This window comes from Streptomyces sp. NPDC052036 (genome assembly GCF_040680495.1).
Taxonomy (GTDB): Bacteria; Actinomycetota; Actinomycetes; order Streptomycetales; family Streptomycetaceae; genus Streptomyces.
In genome coordinates, this window is record NZ_JBFAWW010000008.1 from 133,217 (window position 1) to 148,431 (window position 15,215).

At 70.7% G+C, this 15,215-nt stretch carries 14 protein-coding genes; 2 read left to right on the top strand and 12 right to left on the bottom strand.

Annotated features, from left to right (window positions below):
• Positions 1–12: 12 nt before the first annotated feature.
• From iolD to iolC, 4 genes are read right to left on the bottom strand one after another with little or no spacing between them, the layout of a single operon-like run.
• On the bottom strand, positions 13–1,896 hold the full coding sequence (gene iolD, locus AB0L95_RS14470) for a 3D-(3,5/4)-trihydroxycyclohexane-1,2-dione acylhydrolase (decyclizing) (RefSeq protein WP_365161703.1): 1,884 nt from the start codon (positions 1,894–1,896) through the stop codon (positions 13–15).
• On the bottom strand, positions 1,893–2,705 hold the full coding sequence (gene iolB / locus AB0L95_RS14475) for a 5-deoxy-glucuronate isomerase (protein ID WP_365161705.1): 813 nt from the start codon (positions 2,703–2,705) through the stop codon (positions 1,893–1,895). The genes iolD and iolB overlap by 4 nt, the downstream gene beginning before the upstream one ends.
• Positions 2,706–2,712: 7 nt before the next feature.
• A complete protein-coding gene (locus AB0L95_RS14480) occupies positions 2,713–3,687 on the bottom strand; it encodes a deoxyribose-phosphate aldolase (RefSeq protein WP_365161706.1) in 975 nt (324 codons plus the stop codon).
• On the bottom strand, positions 3,684–4,673 hold the full coding sequence (gene iolC / locus AB0L95_RS14485) for a 5-dehydro-2-deoxygluconokinase (RefSeq protein WP_365161708.1): 990 nt from the start codon (positions 4,671–4,673) through the stop codon (positions 3,684–3,686). Before iolC ends, AB0L95_RS14480 begins: the two co-directional genes overlap by 4 nt.
• 297 nt (positions 4,674–4,970) lie before the next feature.
• Here iolC and AB0L95_RS14490 point away from each other — a divergent pair, with 297 nt between their 5' ends.
• Together AB0L95_RS14490 and AB0L95_RS14495 are read left to right on the top strand one after the other, a co-directional pair.
• Positions 4,971–5,210, top strand: coding sequence for a chaplin (locus AB0L95_RS14490; protein ID WP_365161710.1), 240 nt, complete (start codon positions 4,971–4,973; stop codon positions 5,208–5,210).
• 250 nt (positions 5,211–5,460) lie between these two features.
• A complete protein-coding gene (locus tag AB0L95_RS14495) occupies positions 5,461–6,132 on the top strand; it encodes a hypothetical protein (protein ID WP_365161712.1) in 672 nt (223 codons plus the stop codon).
• A 151-nt stretch (positions 6,133–6,283) separates the two neighbouring features.
• On the opposite strand, the gene AB0L95_RS14500 is transcribed toward AB0L95_RS14495, so the two are convergent.
• The 8 genes from AB0L95_RS14500 to AB0L95_RS14535 all read right to left on the bottom strand — a co-directional run bounded on the left by AB0L95_RS14500 (position 6,284) and on the right by AB0L95_RS14535 (position 14,860).
• Positions 6,284–7,243 (bottom strand): D-2-hydroxyacid dehydrogenase family protein, encoded by a 960-nt coding sequence (locus tag AB0L95_RS14500; RefSeq protein WP_365161714.1) that lies wholly within the window; start codon positions 7,241–7,243, stop codon positions 6,284–6,286.
• A gap of 50 nt (positions 7,244–7,293) precedes the next feature.
• Positions 7,294–8,025 carry a L,D-transpeptidase gene (locus AB0L95_RS14505; protein ID WP_365161716.1) on the bottom strand — a complete coding sequence of 244 codons (732 nt, stop codon included), beginning with the start codon at positions 8,023–8,025 and terminating at the stop codon, positions 7,294–7,296.
• Between the two features lie 234 nt (positions 8,026–8,259).
• Positions 8,260–9,564 (bottom strand): DUF11 domain-containing protein, encoded by a 1,305-nt coding sequence (locus AB0L95_RS14510; RefSeq protein WP_365161718.1) that lies wholly within the window; start codon positions 9,562–9,564, stop codon positions 8,260–8,262.
• 571 nt (positions 9,565–10,135) lie between these two features.
• On the bottom strand, positions 10,136–10,726 hold the full coding sequence (locus tag AB0L95_RS14515; protein WP_365161720.1) for a histidine phosphatase family protein: 591 nt from the start codon (positions 10,724–10,726) through the stop codon (positions 10,136–10,138).
• Between the two features lie 111 nt (positions 10,727–10,837).
• Positions 10,838–11,575, bottom strand: a complete 738-nt coding sequence (locus AB0L95_RS14520; protein WP_365161721.1) for a hypothetical protein — start codon at positions 11,573–11,575, stop codon at positions 10,838–10,840.
• 125 nt (positions 11,576–11,700) lie between these two features.
• Positions 11,701–12,318, bottom strand: a complete 618-nt coding sequence (locus AB0L95_RS14525; protein ID WP_365161723.1) for an RNA polymerase sigma factor — start codon at positions 12,316–12,318, stop codon at positions 11,701–11,703.
• Positions 12,319–12,757: 439 nt separating this feature from the next.
• Entirely contained in the window at positions 12,758–13,231 is a 474-nt protein-coding gene (locus AB0L95_RS14530) for a lamin tail domain-containing protein (protein WP_365161724.1), read from the bottom strand.
• A gap of 435 nt (positions 13,232–13,666) precedes the next feature.
• Positions 13,667–14,860: a hypothetical protein gene (locus AB0L95_RS14535; protein WP_365161726.1), complete on the bottom strand. Its 1,194-nt coding sequence runs from the start codon at positions 14,858–14,860 to the stop codon at positions 13,667–13,669.
• Positions 14,861–15,215 lie beyond the last annotated feature (355 nt).

A 15,215-nucleotide genomic window follows, 5' to 3' on the forward strand; every position in this document is an offset into this window, starting at 1 on the left:
CCGAGAGCTCCTTCACAGATGGCGGCGTCGGGTCGAGACGTGCCGGTCGTACTCCTCGCGCGCCTTGACCGCCGACGGGCGTGTCGCGGTCTCGGCCACAGGTACATCCCACCAGGCCTGCGCCGGAGGTGCGCCCGACACAGTGTCTGCGGTTTCGGTCTCCACGTAGACACATGTGGGAGTGTCCGCCGCGCGTGCCTCCGCGAGCGCGGCGCGCAGGTCGCTCACGGTCCGCGCACGCAGCACGCGCATGCCCAGGCTGGCCGCGTTGGCGGCCAGATCCACGGGCAGCGGGGCCCCCGTGTAGGTGCCGTCGGCCGACCGGAAGCGGTAGGCGGTGCCGAACCGCTCCCCGCCCACGGACTCCGACAGGCCGCCGATGGACGCGTAGCCGTGGTTCTGCACGAGCAGGACCTTGATCGCGATCCCCTCCTGCACGGCCGTGACGATCTCCGTCGGCATCATCAGATAGGTGCCGTCGCCGACCAGCGCCCACACCGGCCGGCCGGGTGCCGCCATCTTCACGCCGATCGCGGCCGGGATCTCGTAGCCCATGCACGAGTAGCCGTACTCCAGGTGGTACTGGTCCGGCGAACGCGTGCGCCACAGCTTGTGGAGATCGCCGGGGAGCGAGCCGGCCGCGTTGACGAGGATGTCGGACTCGTCCACCACGGCGTTCAGCGCGCCGATGACCTGCGGCTGCGTCGGCCGGACATCCGGTTCGTCGGCCTCGAAGCAGGCGTCCACGCGGTGCTCCCAGCGCTGCTTGTCCTCCGTGTACTCGGCGACGTACCGGGGATCGACGCGGTACTCGTGCAGTTGCAGCGCCTCGGTCAGTTCCTCCAGGCCACTGCGCGCGTCGGCGATCAGCGGCAGCCCGGAGAGCTTGTGGCCGTCGAACGGGGCGATGTTGAGATTGAGGAAGCGCACGCCCTCCCCGGCGAAGAGGGTGCCGGAGGCCGTGGTGAAGTCGCTGTAGCGGGTGCCGACACCGATCACCAGGTCGGCGGTGCGAGCCAGTTCGTCGGCCGTCGCCGTGCCGGTGTGGCCGATGCCGCCCACGTCCTGCGGGTGGTCCCAGCGCAGCGAGCCCTTGCCGGCCTGAGTGGCGGCGACCGGGATGCCCGTGGCCTCGGCGAACTCCGCGAGTGCCGCCTCGGCCCGGCTGTGGTGGACCCCGCCGCCGGCCACCACGAGCGGGCGCCGGGCGGCCCGGACCGTCTGGACGGCATGGGCGAGCTCGACGGGGTCGGCGCCCGGGCGGCGCACCGTCCAGGTCCGCTCGGCGAAGAAGCCCAGCGGCCAGTCGAAGGCCTCCGCCTGTACGTCCTGCGGCAGCGCGAGCGTGACCGCGCCCGTGTCCACCGGGTCGGTGAGCACCCGCATCGCCTGGAGGGCGGCCGGGATCAGCGCCTCCGGGCGGGTGATCCGGTCGAAGTACCTCGACACCGGCCGCAGACAGTCGTTGACGGACAGATCACCGGCATGGGGGACCTCGAGCTGCTGGAGCACGGGGTCCGCCGGACGGGTGGCGAAGACGTCGCCGGGCAGCAGCAGGACCGGGAGGTGGTTGATCGTGGCGAGGGCGGCGCCCGTGACCAGGTTGGTGGCCCCGGGGCCGATGGACGTCGTCACCGCGTGCGTGGACAGCCGGTTCGACTGCCGCGCGTAGCCGACCGCCGCGTGCACCGTCGACTGCTCGTTGCGGCCCTGGTGGAAGGGCATCATGTCGCCGTACTCGACCAGCGCCTGCCCGAGGCCCGCGACATTCCCGTGGCCGAAGATGCCCCAGGTGGCGCCGATCAGCCGACGGCGCACGCCGTCGCGCTCGGTGTACTGGGCGGTCAGGAAGCGTACGAGCGCCTGAGCGACCGTGAGCCTCGTCGTCGAGGTCATCGGTATCCCTCCGTATGGTCCGGGTGGAAGCAGATCCGCCACCGGCGCTCCTCACCCGGCCCGGCCATGACGTTCAGGTAGTACATGGTGTGCCCGGGCTGGGCGATCGAGGGGCCGTGCCAGCCGTCCGGGACGAGGACGGCGTCGCCGGTGCGGACCTCGGCGAGGACGTCGGACCCGCCCTCACGGGAGGGAAATACGCGCTGGTACCCGAATCCGTTCGGCCCCTCGATCTCGAAGTAGTAGATCTCCTCCAGCTCCGTCTCCTCGCCCGGCCGCGTCTCGTCGTGCTTGTGCGGCGGGTACGAGGACCAGTTGCCACCGGGCGTGATCACCTCGACGGCGATGAGCTTGTCGCACGCGAAGGCGTCGGCCGAGGCGAAGTTGCGCACCTGGCGTGCGCAGCCGCCGCTGCCGCGGTCTTCGACGGGTACCTCCGGCGCGGGGCCGTAGCGGGCGGGGAGTCGGCGCTCGCACTTCGCTCCTGCCAGGGCGAAGCGGCCTCCCGCGCCGGAGGCGATCTGGACCTGGGCGTCCCGGGGCGCGTACGCGAAGTCCGATACCCCCGCGAAGACGTCGTCCCTGCCCAGGAGTTGAAATGTGCTGCCCTCGATCTGCACGGTACAGGTGCCCTGGAGGGGAAGTACGATCCACTCGCTGTCACCGGTGGTGAACAGGCGCGTGTCACCCGGCCGCAGCTCCACGATCCGCAGGCTGCTGTGACTCCAGCCGGCCCGTTCGGGGTCGATGTCGAGGGAGTACTGCGCGTTCGCGGTCGCGCCCCTGGGGACGTACAGCTCTTTGCTCATGCGGCCCTCACAGAAGTCCTACGGCGGTGTCCACGGCCGTGGCGACGTCGCCGTCCGCGGGGTACAGCAGCGAACGGCCGACCACCAGGCCCTTGACGGTGGGCAGTTGGAGCGCTCCGCGCCACTTCTCGTACGCGCCCTCCTGGTCCCCGCCGACGTCGCCGCCGAGCAGGACGGCCGGCAGGGTGGAGGTCTCCATCACCCGGGCCATGCCGTCCGGGTTCTCGGTCACGGGGACCTTGAGCCAGGTGTACGCCGAACTGCCGCCCAGCCCGCTGGCGATGGCGATGGACCTGGTCACGGCCTCGGCGCTGAGGTCGTTGCGGAGCCGGCCCTCGGGGGTACGGCGGCTGATGAACGGCTCGACGAAGACCGGGAGCCGGCGCTCGGCCATCTCGTCGATCGCCCGGGCGGTGGACTCCAGGGTGTTGAGCGACCCCGGGTCGTCGTAGTCGATCCGCAGCAGCAGCTTGCCCGCGTCGAAGCCGAGCCGCTCGATGTCCTGCGGCCGGTGACCGGTGAACCGGTCGTCCAGTTCGAAGGACGCCCCCTGGAGACCGCCGCGGTTCATCGAGCCCATGACGACCTTGTGTTCGAGGACACCGAGCAGCAGCAGGTCGTCGAGGATGTCGGCGGTGGCGAGCACCCCGTCGACACCCGGCCGGGACAGCGCGAGACACAGCCGCTCCAGCAGATCGGCGCGGCTCGCCATGGCCATCGCGCGGTCGCCGACCCCGAGGGCGCCGCGGGCGGGGTGGTCGGCGGCGACGATCAGCAGCCGGCCGCTGTCCCCGAGGAGCGGCCGCCGGGCCCGCCGGGCGGCGGCCTCGGCGACGGCCTCGGGGTGATGGGTGCGGATGCGGACGAGCTCGGAGACGTCCACGCGCGCGGTGGTGCTCTTTTCGTCAGGCACGCGCGTGTGCGGGGTGCCGGCGTCGGTTCCGCCCTCGTGCCGTGTGCCCCCGACGCGTCCCGCCCTCATCGCACCGCTCCCGCCGCGAGCGCGTCCTCGACCTCGGCGGGAGCGGGCATCGCGGACGAGCACTCCAGCCGGGAGGCCACGATCGCCCCCGCGGCGTTCGCGTACCGCATGATCCGCTCCAGGTCCCAGCCGGCGAGCAGCCCGTGGCAGAGCGACCCGCCGAAGGCGTCGCCCGCGCCGAGGCCGTTGAGGACCGTGACCGGGAGCGGGGGTACCTCCGCGGACTCGCCCGTGGCGCTGACCGCGAGCACGCCCTTGGGTCCCTGCTTGACCACCGCGAGGGCGACGCCGGCGTCGAGCAGGGCGCGGGCGGCGGTGTGCGGGTCGCGTTCCCCGGTGGCGATCTCCACCTCGTCGATGTTGCCGACGGCGACCGTGGTGTGCCGCAGGGCCTCGGCGTAGAACGGGCGCGCGGAGTCGGCGTCACGCCAGAACATGGGGCGCCAGTCGAGGTCGAAGACCGTCGTACCGGTCGTGGCCCGATGGGCGAGGGCGGCGAGCGTCGCGGTGCGGCTCGGCTCCTCGCTCAGGCCTGTGCCGGTCATCCAGAAGATGCGCGCGGCGCGGATCGCGTCCAGGTCCAGCTGGTGCGCGTCGATCTCCAGATCCGGCGCCTTGGGCAGCCGGTAGAAGTACAGCGGGAAGTCGTCCGGCGGGAAGATCTCGCAGAACGTGACCGGGGTGGGCAGCCCCGCGACGGGGGTCACCCAGCGGTCGTCCACGCCGAAGCCGCGCAGCGCCTCGTGGAGGTAGGTGCCGAAGGGGTCGTCGCCCGTGCGCGTGATCACCGCCGTACGGCGTCCGAGGCGGGCAGCGGCGACCGCGACGTTCGTCGCCGATCCGCCCAGGAACTTCCCGAAGGCCGTCACCTGGGGCAGGGGCACGCCTGTCTGCAGCGGATAGAGATCCACGCCGATCCGGCCCATGGTGATCAGGTCGTACGGGGCACCGGCGCCGTGCGGGCCCCACTCCTCGGACTCCTCCATCGAGATCCCTTCGCCTCGGCTGACCCCAGGTCTAGCCGCGCGGAGGGAGCCCTGTCAATGCTTTGTCCAGACATTCGGACGACAGCTTGACATGCTGCGAGGGCGGACTCCGGGCGGGTGGCCCGGCGGGGGCGAGGTCGATGTGACTGACCGGCCGGCAGGGGCCGCGAAGTCGTGAACTCCGGCAATTTGGGAGATCACCCCATCGGGGGCGCAACCAGGACGGGGGCCTCGCAGTTGACTCAACGTCGGGCATTCCGCCCGGTTGTTGTGACGACTTCCAAGGAGCATCTCTCCATGTCGCGTATCGCGAAGGGCCTGGCCCTGACCACCGTTGCCGCTGCGGCCGTGGCGGGCACCGCCGGTATCGCCGCCGCCGACAGTGGCGCCAGCGCCGCCGCCGACACCTCCCCGGGCATCGTCTCGGGCAACGTTGCGGAGGCCCCGGTCCACGTCCCGGCCAACGTCTGCGGGGTCACGGCCACCGTCATCGGTCTGCTGAACCCGACGGCGACGAACAACTGCGCCACCAACTGACGTCCGAGTGGACCCTCTGGCCGGCCGTTCTCCCTCGGGAAGCGGCCGGTCGGCGTATGTCCGGGGAGCCCACCCGTTCCGCCGAACGGGTGGTGTGCGTTTCGATCACTCCGCAGGCCGTCCCACCAGGCACGATGTGGGTGGCGACGTCACTCTGTCCAGCTACGCCGTGCGGCCGAACGGTTGCAGTCCGCTATGTCCCCTTTCACGGTGAATCTCAGGCACCAAGCCACACGACGAAGGGAACATCATGCGTGTTCTGCCCGCGCGGCGCTTTGCCTCCTCAGCTCTCTGCGCCATGCTGCTCATCGGAATCACCGGACCGACCGCTGTGGCGGCCGACCACGCATCGGCGCGTGGCCGCGTCCCCGCGGAGACGGCACCCCTCCCGCCGAGCGCCGACGTTCTGGTGCGCCCGGTCACCGATCTGCTGAACGCCGTACTCAAGGCGAACCACGGCCGGATCCCGGCCGACCAGGCGGTCAGGCTCGGCAAGGCGGTGGACGACGCCATCGCCAAGGTGAGCATGACCTCGCCGTCCGTCAACGCCCCGGACGCCGGCGAGGACGACGCCGTCGCCGATCTGCGGCAGTCGACCGACAAGCTGCTCGCGGCCGCCACCTCCGACGACACGAGCCAGGTCGCGCCGACGGCCACGACGGTGCTGAACGATCTCGTCAAGGTCCTCGCCGCGGGCTTCGTCACCGGCGAGCTGCTGCCGCTCCCCAACCCCTCCGACCTGTCGGCTCCGCCCAGCCTTCCGGCGGTGCCCTCGCCGAAGCCCTCCGCGTCGATCATGCCGGCGCCCATGCCCTCGCACTCGGCCTTGACGGCGCCCATGCCCTCGCACTCGGCCTTGACGGCGCCCATGCCCTCGCACTCGGCCTTGACGGCACCCATGCCGTCGCACTCGACGAGCTGACCGCTCCGCGGTCCGCGGCGACCCGGGTCCCCGGCACACGGCGCCCCGAGCCGCAGCGACGCGCACCCCGCACAGCCGCCGGCCGGCCGTCAGGCCCGTCGACGGCTGTCGGCGTACTCCGGCGCTCCGCGGTGCCCGGGCCCGGGCCCGGTCAGCCGAGGCGGCGTACCGGCTCCCCGGCCAGGTAGGCCTGGATGTCCTCGACGGCCTCGCCGTAGTACGTCGCGTAGTTGGCGCGGGAGACGTACCCGAGGTGCGGTGTGGCGAGCAGCCGCGGTGCGGTGCGCATCGGATGGCCGGCCGGGAGCGGCTCCACGTCGAAGACATCGACGCCCGCGCCCGCGACACGGCCCTCGTGCAGGGCGGCGAGCAGGGCGTCCTGGTCCACGATGGCGGCGCGCGAGGTGTTGACCAGATAGGCGGTCGGCTTCAGCAGCGCGAGCTCACGGGCGCCGATCAGTCCGCGGGTACGGTCGCCGAGCGCGAGATGCACCGAGACGAAGTCGCTGCTCGTCAGCAACTCCTCCAGCGAGGCGGCGCGTTCGACGCCCACCTCGTCCGCACGCTCCTGGGTGAGGTTCCGGCTCCAGGCGGTGACCTCCATGCCGAAGGCGAGCCCGACCTGGGCCACCCGGCCGCCGATCTTCCCGAGTCCGAGCAGCCCGAGCCGCCGTCCGTACAGATCCGCACCCACCGTGCTCTGCCAGGGACCGCCCTGCCCCAGGGTGTTGCTCTCCGCCACGATCTCGCGCGCGAGCCCGAGCAGCAGCGCCCAGGTGAGCTCGACGGGCGGGGTGGAGGAGCTGGCGGTGCCGCAGACGGTCACGCCGTGCGCCTCGGCGGCCGCGTAGTCGATGACGGAGTTCCGCATCCCGGAGGCGATGAGCAGCTTCAGCCGGGGCAGTCGGGCCAGCAGGGGGCCGGGGAAGGGCACGCGTTCGCGCAGGGTGACGACGATGTCGAACCCGGCGAGCGCCTCGGCCAGGGCGTCCTCGTCGGCGAGGTGCTCGGGGAAGGACACCACCTCCACCCGGTCCGCCACGGGCGACCAGTCCGCGACGGAGGTCGCGATCCGCTGGAAGTCGTCGAGCACGGCACACCGAAGCCGCATATCAACCCCCTTGATCAACGGGGGGACCCTATCGAACCGGCGTACGGGGGTCAGTTGTTGCCGCGGGTGCCCCAGACGGTGACGCCGTCGCCGGTGCGCAGCAGGGACCACAGGGCCTTGGCGTCCTCGTAGCGAAGGTTCACACAGCCGTGGGAGCCCGGGTCCTCGAAGATGGGGCGGTAGCTGGCGTGCAGGGCCTGGCCGCGGTCGAAGAACTGGCTGAACGGCATGGCGGCGTCGTACAGACCGGACCAGAACTTCTCCACCCGCCGGTAGATCTTGTGCGACCCGTTGCGGGTGCGATGGCCGGCCATCCCGGTGCGTGCGGGGACCGGGCCGAAGACGATCTTCCGGTTCTGCTGTACCCAGAGCAACTGGTGTGTCTGGTCCACACAGACCAGGCGCTTCGACCGCCCGGAACAACCGGTGAGCGACGCCCTGTGGCGGGTGGCCCAGTCCGCCATGGCGGCCCGGTGGCTCACCAGGCCGGCGTAGCCGTCCGCCGGGCTGATGCCGTACGCGTTCTGGAGCTTGCGGATCGCCGTGCAGTCCTGCTCCGACTGCTTTCCGTCCTGCGGCAGGCCCAGATCCTTCTCCACCTGGCGTTGATAGGGCCCGGCGGCGAGGCGGCACGTCGGGGTGTCGCCGTCTCCCCGGGGACGCGCTCCCCGCGCTTCCGAGGCCGATGCCCCCGGCACGCCGGCCATCACCAGGGACCCCACCATGACGGCCAGGGCGACGAGGCGACGGTGTCCGCAGCGGACGCATGACCTCTGTGTCATCGGTTCCTCCTGGTGCCCTTGGCCCGCTCTCGTGCGAGGCCCTCCGATGTGTCCCACGGAACGGTTGACGTTCTCTCTTCATACAAAACGAAGTCGCCGGGGCTCTCACCCCAATGCGAGTCATTCACACCAGATGTGACGGAACGTCATAGAGGCGGTGGGTATGCGTGCGAGTGCCGGACATGACGGTGCCCCGGGCCTGACACACGGCCCGGGGCAAGCGTCATCCGTACGTCACCGGCGAGCGGCGCGCGGCCTGTCCGCCGCGACGGTGTGGTGCGCCGTGGCCCGGTTGGTGTCCTTGTCCCGGACGTGGACGAGGCCGAGCGTCCGGCATTCCCTGGCGGTGTCGGCCGTGGGGCAGTTGCTGCCCGGGTCGGCGGAGCTCACCCCGTTCTGCAGCCGCAGGTCGCCGAAGTCCCGGCGGTTGACGGTGACCGAGTACCGGATGACCGCCGTGTCACCACGGTGGAGCGGGCCCGTCCAGCTGAGCCGCGGCGCGGCGTAGCCGACCACGCCGACGTTGGCGACGCCGTCGTCGTTGAACCGGGCGTCGTCCAGCACACCGGTCAGATCGTCCGTGAAGTGCGCCGGGTTGGCACCCACGAAGTCCGTGTCCCCGGTGTTGTGGACCCTGACCGTGTACCGGACGGTGTCACCCTGCCTGATCGTCCGGGGCGCCTCCATGGTCTTGGTGATCCTGAGGACGGCTCGGCCGCCCCGGTTGGTGTCCGTGTTGTTGCCCAGGCTGGGGTCGAAGTCGTTGCCCCTGACCGTCGCCGTGTTCCGGACGCCGTTGAAGTCCGGACCGGCGAAGCCGGTCACGGTGACCGTGGCGGAGGCGCCCGAAGCCAGCGGGCCTCCGGTGCAGGTCAGCAGGTTGGAGCCGTTGACGCTGCAGCCCGCCGACGTGGTGTACGGACCGTGCAGAGCCGACGGAAGCTGGTCGGTGATGATCCAGCCGCTCGAGGCGTCCGGGCCGTTGTTCGTCACCCTGAGGGTGTAGGTCACCTGACCGTTGTTGGGTGCCGACGTCGGGCCCGACTTGGACAGCGCGAGGTCCACACGCCGCTGCGCGATTCCGGTGCGCACGGCGGCGGCGTTGTTGCTGAAGTCCGGGTCCGCTTCGACGCCCTCCACGGTGACGATGTTGTGGAGGTCGGTGTAGCCCTGGCCGGCCGTGCCGTTCAGGGTGATCGTGGCGCTGGCGTGGGCCGCGAGCGCACCGTGGGTGCAGGTCAGCAGACCCGGAGCGGGGATGGTGCAACCGGCCGGAGGCACGACGCCGCGGATACCCGTCGGAAGGTAGTCGGTGACGGTGTAACCGCTGGAGGGGCCGGAGCTGTTGTTCGTCACCGTGATGACGTAGGTGACAGCGTCGCCCTCGTTCGCGGAGGCCGGACCCGTTTTCGTCACCGCGAGGTCGACGCCGACCTGTCGCGTCTGCGCCAGGGAATGCACCCCCTTCACCTTGCTGGCGGAGTGGCTGGGGGCGGCGACCGCGGTGGAGGAAGCCATGCCCGCAGTCAGCGCCGTCATGATGCCCACGACGGTGAGCGCCGACACTGCGCGGGCGCGTCGAGCGCCGGGGCGCATGCCGTTACCTTGACTCACGAGGATTGACCCTTCATGCAGGAGGCCGGTGCAGCCGGAGCCGAGGCGTCCGCTGCCGAAAGCGGCCTGTCGGAAGATTTCAGTTGAAGAAGAGCACATGGGACATTTATCAGGCTGTTCTGGCGCGGTATTTCAGGATTTTTTAGTCCCAATGGAGCATTCCTCGGCGCGGTGTGTGGACGTGTGACGCCGCGCGGGATGGTCGATGATTTACCGACGATTAAATGCGAGCCGAATTGGGAACACCTGCGCGCGCCCTATGGCTCGGAGGATGGCCGCGGGCGGTTGTGCCTGCTCAGATGGGGTGGCGATTCCAGGGCGTGCAATTTCACAAAGGGGGATCGAGGTGAAGAAATCAGCCCATCGAGTCCTTTTTGGCTCTTCGGGTTCACGTCACCCGGAGAATGCATTACGGGAAAAAATCCCCGATCGCAAGTGGAACGTCATCCTGAAGGCCGCCAGAGGGATGACCCGGGAGTGAACCAGGCGGGCGTTTTCAGGGAGCGCCGACTTCCGTGGGACGGCCGAGCGCTGTCCCCAGGGCCATGTTCCACCGCCTGGCACGGCCGGTGAACTCTGTTGCGGTCAACGGGGGGATGTCGATCCGCCAGAAGGCCGAGTCCGGTGCCGCGAGCACCCGCACCACGACGGCCCGTACGATCTCCGGCTCCACGACGGCGACCGTGCGACCCGAGACCTGCGCGGTCTCCTCCAGCCACGTGCCGACCCGCGCGCACAACGCGTGCACCGACTCCCCGCCGTGCGGAGCGGACGAAGGATCGGCGAGCCACAGCATCACGGCCTCCGGCTCGTCGACGCTGACCTCATCCAGCGTCCGGCCGCACCACCGGCCCATGTCCAGTCCGGCCGGTGCGGGACCGGCGGCCACGTCGAGGCCGAGCGCCGACGCCGTCTCCCGGCAGCGCACGGTGGGGGAGACCAGCACCCGGCCGGCCGCGGGAAGCGAACCCGCCGCGGACCGGGCGCGCGCCGCGCCGGCCGCTTCGAGCGAACACCCGTCGTCGAAGCGGGCCTGCCGCAGCGCCGCGTTCATGGCGGGCGAGATCAACGTCACACGGCTCGTCATCGGCTCACTCCAGCACTCAACTCCCTTGCCGCAGACGGGCATCTGGCGCGGTCGCGCCACTGTAAGCCCGACGGACACCGTCGACGGGAGCTCCCTCCCCCTCGCGGCGGATCACTTGGACGGTGTTCGCGATCCCTTGGCCTTTCCGTGCACGGAATCCTTGTCGGCGGGCCCGGTGTGCGGCTTCCCGGTCTCCTTGCCCGCGTTCTCTGCGTTGCGTGCACCATCTGCGCCATCTGCGCCATCCGCGTTCTCTGCGCTATCGGTGTTGTCCGTCTTGGTCGGCGACAGATGAACGGCGCAGAAGGCCGCCACATGGTCCTCGCCTCCGGCGGCGGTGAGGAACCGCTGCCAGGCCACGGAGTTCAGTGCGTTGCCCCGGCCTTTCACCGACGGGTACGCGCGGCAGTGGGCCTGGATGTCCTTGGCCGTCGGCGGGCGGCTCGGGGATACGGCACCGGCGGCCTTGGAGGGGGCGGTGTTGTCCGGCGCCCGCGTCGCGCTCCCCGGGGCGGATGACGAGGGATGCCGTCGCCCGGGGGCGTCGCCCTGTGTGCTTCCGGCGGATCTGGGCGAGCCGATCGCGGCGATCGCCACACCGCCCAGCGCGAGGCTGCCCACGAACACGGCGACGGCGGTCTTCGCCGAGCGCCGGGCCACCGTGCGCCGCGGCTGCCAGTCGTCCCGCCTCCGCGTCCGCGCCTGCTCCTGCGTGCCTGCCTCGCGGGCGGCGCGGAAGGCGGCCACGGCCTGCTGCTCGGCCGAGTCGTCAAGGGCGTTGGCGCGCAACGCGCGACCGAGCGCCAGCTCCAGCACGGTGGTGTCGGCCGGACCGTCGGCACCGGGCATGCGGCCGTCTGTGCCGACGCGTCGGCGTGCCGTGTCTCCGTCCTCACTGTGTCGGTCGCCCATACCTGTGTCCGTCTCTGTGCGTCTGTTACTCATAGCCTTAACGGACCTGACGCCGTCGCTTCTCATTTCGACTGCCTCAGCGTGCGGGACCGCTCTCCCGTCACACCCGTCGCGTCGAGCCGGCGGGCCAGGCCCTTCAGCCCTCGGTGGGCGGCCGTGCGCACCGCGCCCGGACGCTTGCCGAGGACCCGTGCGGCAGCGGGGCCGTCGAGGCCGACCACGACGCGCAGCAGCACCGCCTCGGCCTGGTCACGGGGCAGGCTGCGCACCAGATGGAGGGCGTGCTCGGTCGAGAGGGCCTCCAAGGCCTGGTCGTGGGTGTTGTACGACGCCGGAATCTCCGTGAGATCGAGTTCGAAGGCGGCTGCCGCCGGCCGGGTGCGTCGTCGGCGCAGCAGATCGAGGGCCCGGTGGCGGGCGATGGTCGCGCTCCAGCCGCGAAAGCCCGCCCCGTCCCCTTGGAACCGGCCCAGGTCCCGTGCGATCTCCAGCCACGCCTCCGACGCCACGTCCTCGGCGTCCTGGCCGACCAACCCGCGCACATAACCGAGGAGTCCGGGCTGCACGATCCGGTACACGACTGCGAAGGCGGCCTCGTCGCCTTTCTGGGCCCGGGCGACGGCGGCGCCCAACTCCGCGTCGCGTGTCTGCGCGCGATCGGGTCGTTCTCCCTGGCCCAAGACCTGTCCTCGCCGTCGGCCGCGCTTTACCCTTCCTTGATCCTCAGCGGCAGGTCACACAGATGTGTCACAGCAGTGCCGGTCGTCGGCGTCATGGCCGTACTCGTACGCGTGGTCGCGGGCGCGACAGGCGGTACGTCGGTCCCCGACCGGTGCCCCGGTGAGCGTCGTGGCGGAGACGGCCGCCACCAAGTCCGGCGGCTGGACCACCCGCTCCTCCACCGGTCACCTCGGCGGCAAGTCCTACTCCGGCGGCTCCAGGGCGCCGGCCATCAAGTGACTCCCGAGTGTGCGCCGCGCGTCAGTCATCGCATCGAGCGCCTCGCATCGCCCGGCGCACACCCGCAAAACGACGCCGGCCTTCACGATTCCCCAGGTCGCGAAGGCCGGCGTGCGCGGCTTCTCTGCTCCTCAGGCATCACCTGATGCCCACGGTCGGTCAGTGGTGGCGGTGCGGGCCACCCCAGGAGACGGCGTCGACGAGGCGGCTGTGGTCGTTGCGCAGGGTGGCGGTGTCGGAGTGGTTGTCCCACACATAGTGCCGGCGGTCCTGGAACAGGTCGGCGCGCCTGTCCACGCCGACGCCCGTGTGGATCCGGACGGTCGCGCGACCCGCCAGGCGGTAGTGGTGGAAGGTGTAGGTCTGGCCGTCCTTGTTCGACAGCGTCCAGTGGTCGAGGTTGACTTCGCGGCGGGTGGTGTTGGTGATCTCCACCCACTCCGCGTTCAGGGAGCGGTTGGAGCGGTCTTCCGGGCCCGGGGAGTCGTACTGCACGCGGCCGATCTGGACGGCCGACCGGGGTGCACGGTGGTCGGCTGCGGACGCCGGCACCGTCAGTGCCCCGACCAGGGCACCCGCCGTGAGAGCGGCGGCGGTCAGACGACGAGCGGTCACGTTGGCGGAAGCGGACACAGGTCCCCCTGTATGTGCGGGCACACCTCGTATACGGAGTCAGCCGTACCCGTAGGTGTGCGGTGTGCTGGTGGCGACCGGTCGGCCGCGCATTCACACCATGTCCCCAAGGCGGGCGGGATGTGGGCGAGACGTGCACCGTGTTACGTGTTGGCCATAATTCCGTGACTCTCGGCTGCTATGTCCATTTACGCGAGGCACGCACCAGGTTGACGGCCCGGCGGCACCGGTTCCCTTGCGGGAGTTGAGCCGCGGCGGAAACTCGCCACGATGCGCCACCCCGGCGGCGCCGAGGCTGTCACCCGAAAGTGAGTAACGACCGGATGCCGTGCTTCCGCGCCCGTGACCAGGAACGGACATGACAATGGACTGGGTGTGAGGGCGCGGAGCGCACGACGCGCGACCGAGGCCGACCGTCAGGAAGGCCGGGCCGCCTCAGTCGACCAGCACGCCCAGCAGGCCGACCAGTGCGGCTATCGCCGTCATGGCGAAGGCGGTGTTGAACACAAGGGTGAAGAGCCGTCGGCGGGTGGTGCGGATCTGCCAGGGCGTGTGGAGCGTCACCCCGGGCCAGTGGGTGCCGCACCGCTCGTACACGACACGAAGCCCGTGAGTGAACTGCACCTCCAGTGGCCGGTTCTCGGCCCACCCTCGGCCGAACGGAACAAGACGGGGCGTCCAGTCCTCGTCGAAGTGGACGGCGCCGCGGAAAGCGGTCCGCACCGTCGCCCGCCCGTCCGGCCAGGCGGGCAGCGGCTTGGCGCCGAACAGATCCGCGGTCACCCTGCGGAAGGAGTCATAGGCGTCGGGATCGAGCGTCACGACAAGGACGAGTCGTTCCGGGGGCAGTGTCTCCCGGGCCTTCTCCAACTCCCAGAGCACACCTGCGTTGAAGCCTGTTCCCACGACGACCAGTCGTGCGCGGCCCATCAGATCGAGGACGACCTGCTGCCAGTCGTCGCCGACGTACATACGGGCCGCGCCCAGTCGTGGAAGCCGCTCCTTCGGGTCACCGACGGCGACCACCGGGCCGATCGGACGCAGGGCTCTCGCCAGTTGTTCCTCGCCGGTGACCACCTGTTGGTCCTGGGCGAAGATCTCCGACGACGGGTCGGAGAAGGCCGGAGAGGAAAAGGGGTCGTGCGACGCAGCGGCGACCGCGTCCGTCCCGAATGTGCGAAGGTACAGCACGGGTGGACGCCGGTCGGAGGCTGTGAGGTCGGCGACATCGCGGGTCAGCAACTGCCTGCCGACGATGCGAAGTCGACGCCCCAGCCGCCCCGTCAGAAACCATGCGAAGGGGAAGGCCAGTGCCAGCAGCCAGCTCTGCCAGCCGTGGAAGAGCCACCCCGGCAGGTGATGGGCGGACAGTGCCGAGCCGTGGCCCGGCTCCTGGAGAGATTTGACCAGGATCAGCAGGCCGAGGGCGGCGACCAGGAGAGCCCAGCCCGCCACCAGAACTGCCAGACCGAGAACGGCGCGTACGGCGCCGATGGCGCCTGACTGTCGGGGTCGAGCGGGCCGTCTCGCCGTACGGGTGCCCGAGGTCCGATGCTCGCCAAAGGCGCGCACTTCCACGTGGCCGTCGCTGCCGCAGACGAAGATCCTTGCTTCGCGTCCGTCACCCACGGCGGCGAGATTAGGGGAGGCCGACCGGGCCCAGGGCGACTTTGTCGTAGCTCGTGGAGCGGAGGGGCGACGGTTCCGGGTGCGGTGAGCGCCACGCGGTGGCAGATCCACTTCCGAAATGAGGATGTTCGCGGGCCGTGCGACGGCCTCGTCCTCCAGGCGGTGAACATGTTCGACGCGGCCGTAGAGGAACACGTCCGAGCTCTCCACGAACCTCGGTCGTGGGTGGTGAAAGCGCTTGGTCTAGGAGCGGTGGCGTCCGGGGCACAAGCGAGCCTCACCGACGTCTTCGCAGGTGAGGCGGCGTTTGCGCCCCCGGCAGGACTCGAACCTGCGGCCAAGCGCTTAGAAGGCG

Coding starts and splice junctions, on each gene's coding strand:
- iolD (WP_365161703.1), bottom strand. CDS start 1,896: ATGACCTCGACGACGAGGCTCACGGTCGCTCAGGCGCTCGTACGCTTC.
- iolB (WP_365161705.1), bottom strand. CDS start 2,705: ATGAGCAAAGAGCTGTACGTCCCCAGGGGCGCGACCGCGAACGCGCAG.
- AB0L95_RS14480 (WP_365161706.1), bottom strand. CDS start 3,687: ATGAGGGCGGGACGCGTCGGGGGCACACGGCACGAGGGCGGAACCGAC.
- iolC (WP_365161708.1), bottom strand. CDS start 4,673: ATGGAGGAGTCCGAGGAGTGGGGCCCGCACGGCGCCGGTGCCCCGTAC.
- AB0L95_RS14490 (WP_365161710.1), top strand. CDS start 4,971: ATGTCGCGTATCGCGAAGGGCCTGGCCCTGACCACCGTTGCCGCTGCG.
- AB0L95_RS14495 (WP_365161712.1), top strand. CDS start 5,461: ATGCGTGTTCTGCCCGCGCGGCGCTTTGCCTCCTCAGCTCTCTGCGCC.
- AB0L95_RS14500 (WP_365161714.1), bottom strand. CDS start 7,243: ATGCGGCTTCGGTGTGCCGTGCTCGACGACTTCCAGCGGATCGCGACC.
- AB0L95_RS14505 (WP_365161716.1), bottom strand. CDS start 8,025: ATGACACAGAGGTCATGCGTCCGCTGCGGACACCGTCGCCTCGTCGCC.
- AB0L95_RS14510 (WP_365161718.1), bottom strand. CDS start 9,564: ATGACGGCGCTGACTGCGGGCATGGCTTCCTCCACCGCGGTCGCCGCC.
- AB0L95_RS14515 (WP_365161720.1), bottom strand. CDS start 10,726: ATGACGAGCCGTGTGACGTTGATCTCGCCCGCCATGAACGCGGCGCTG.
- AB0L95_RS14520 (WP_365161721.1), bottom strand. CDS start 11,575: ATGCCCGGTGCCGACGGTCCGGCCGACACCACCGTGCTGGAGCTGGCG.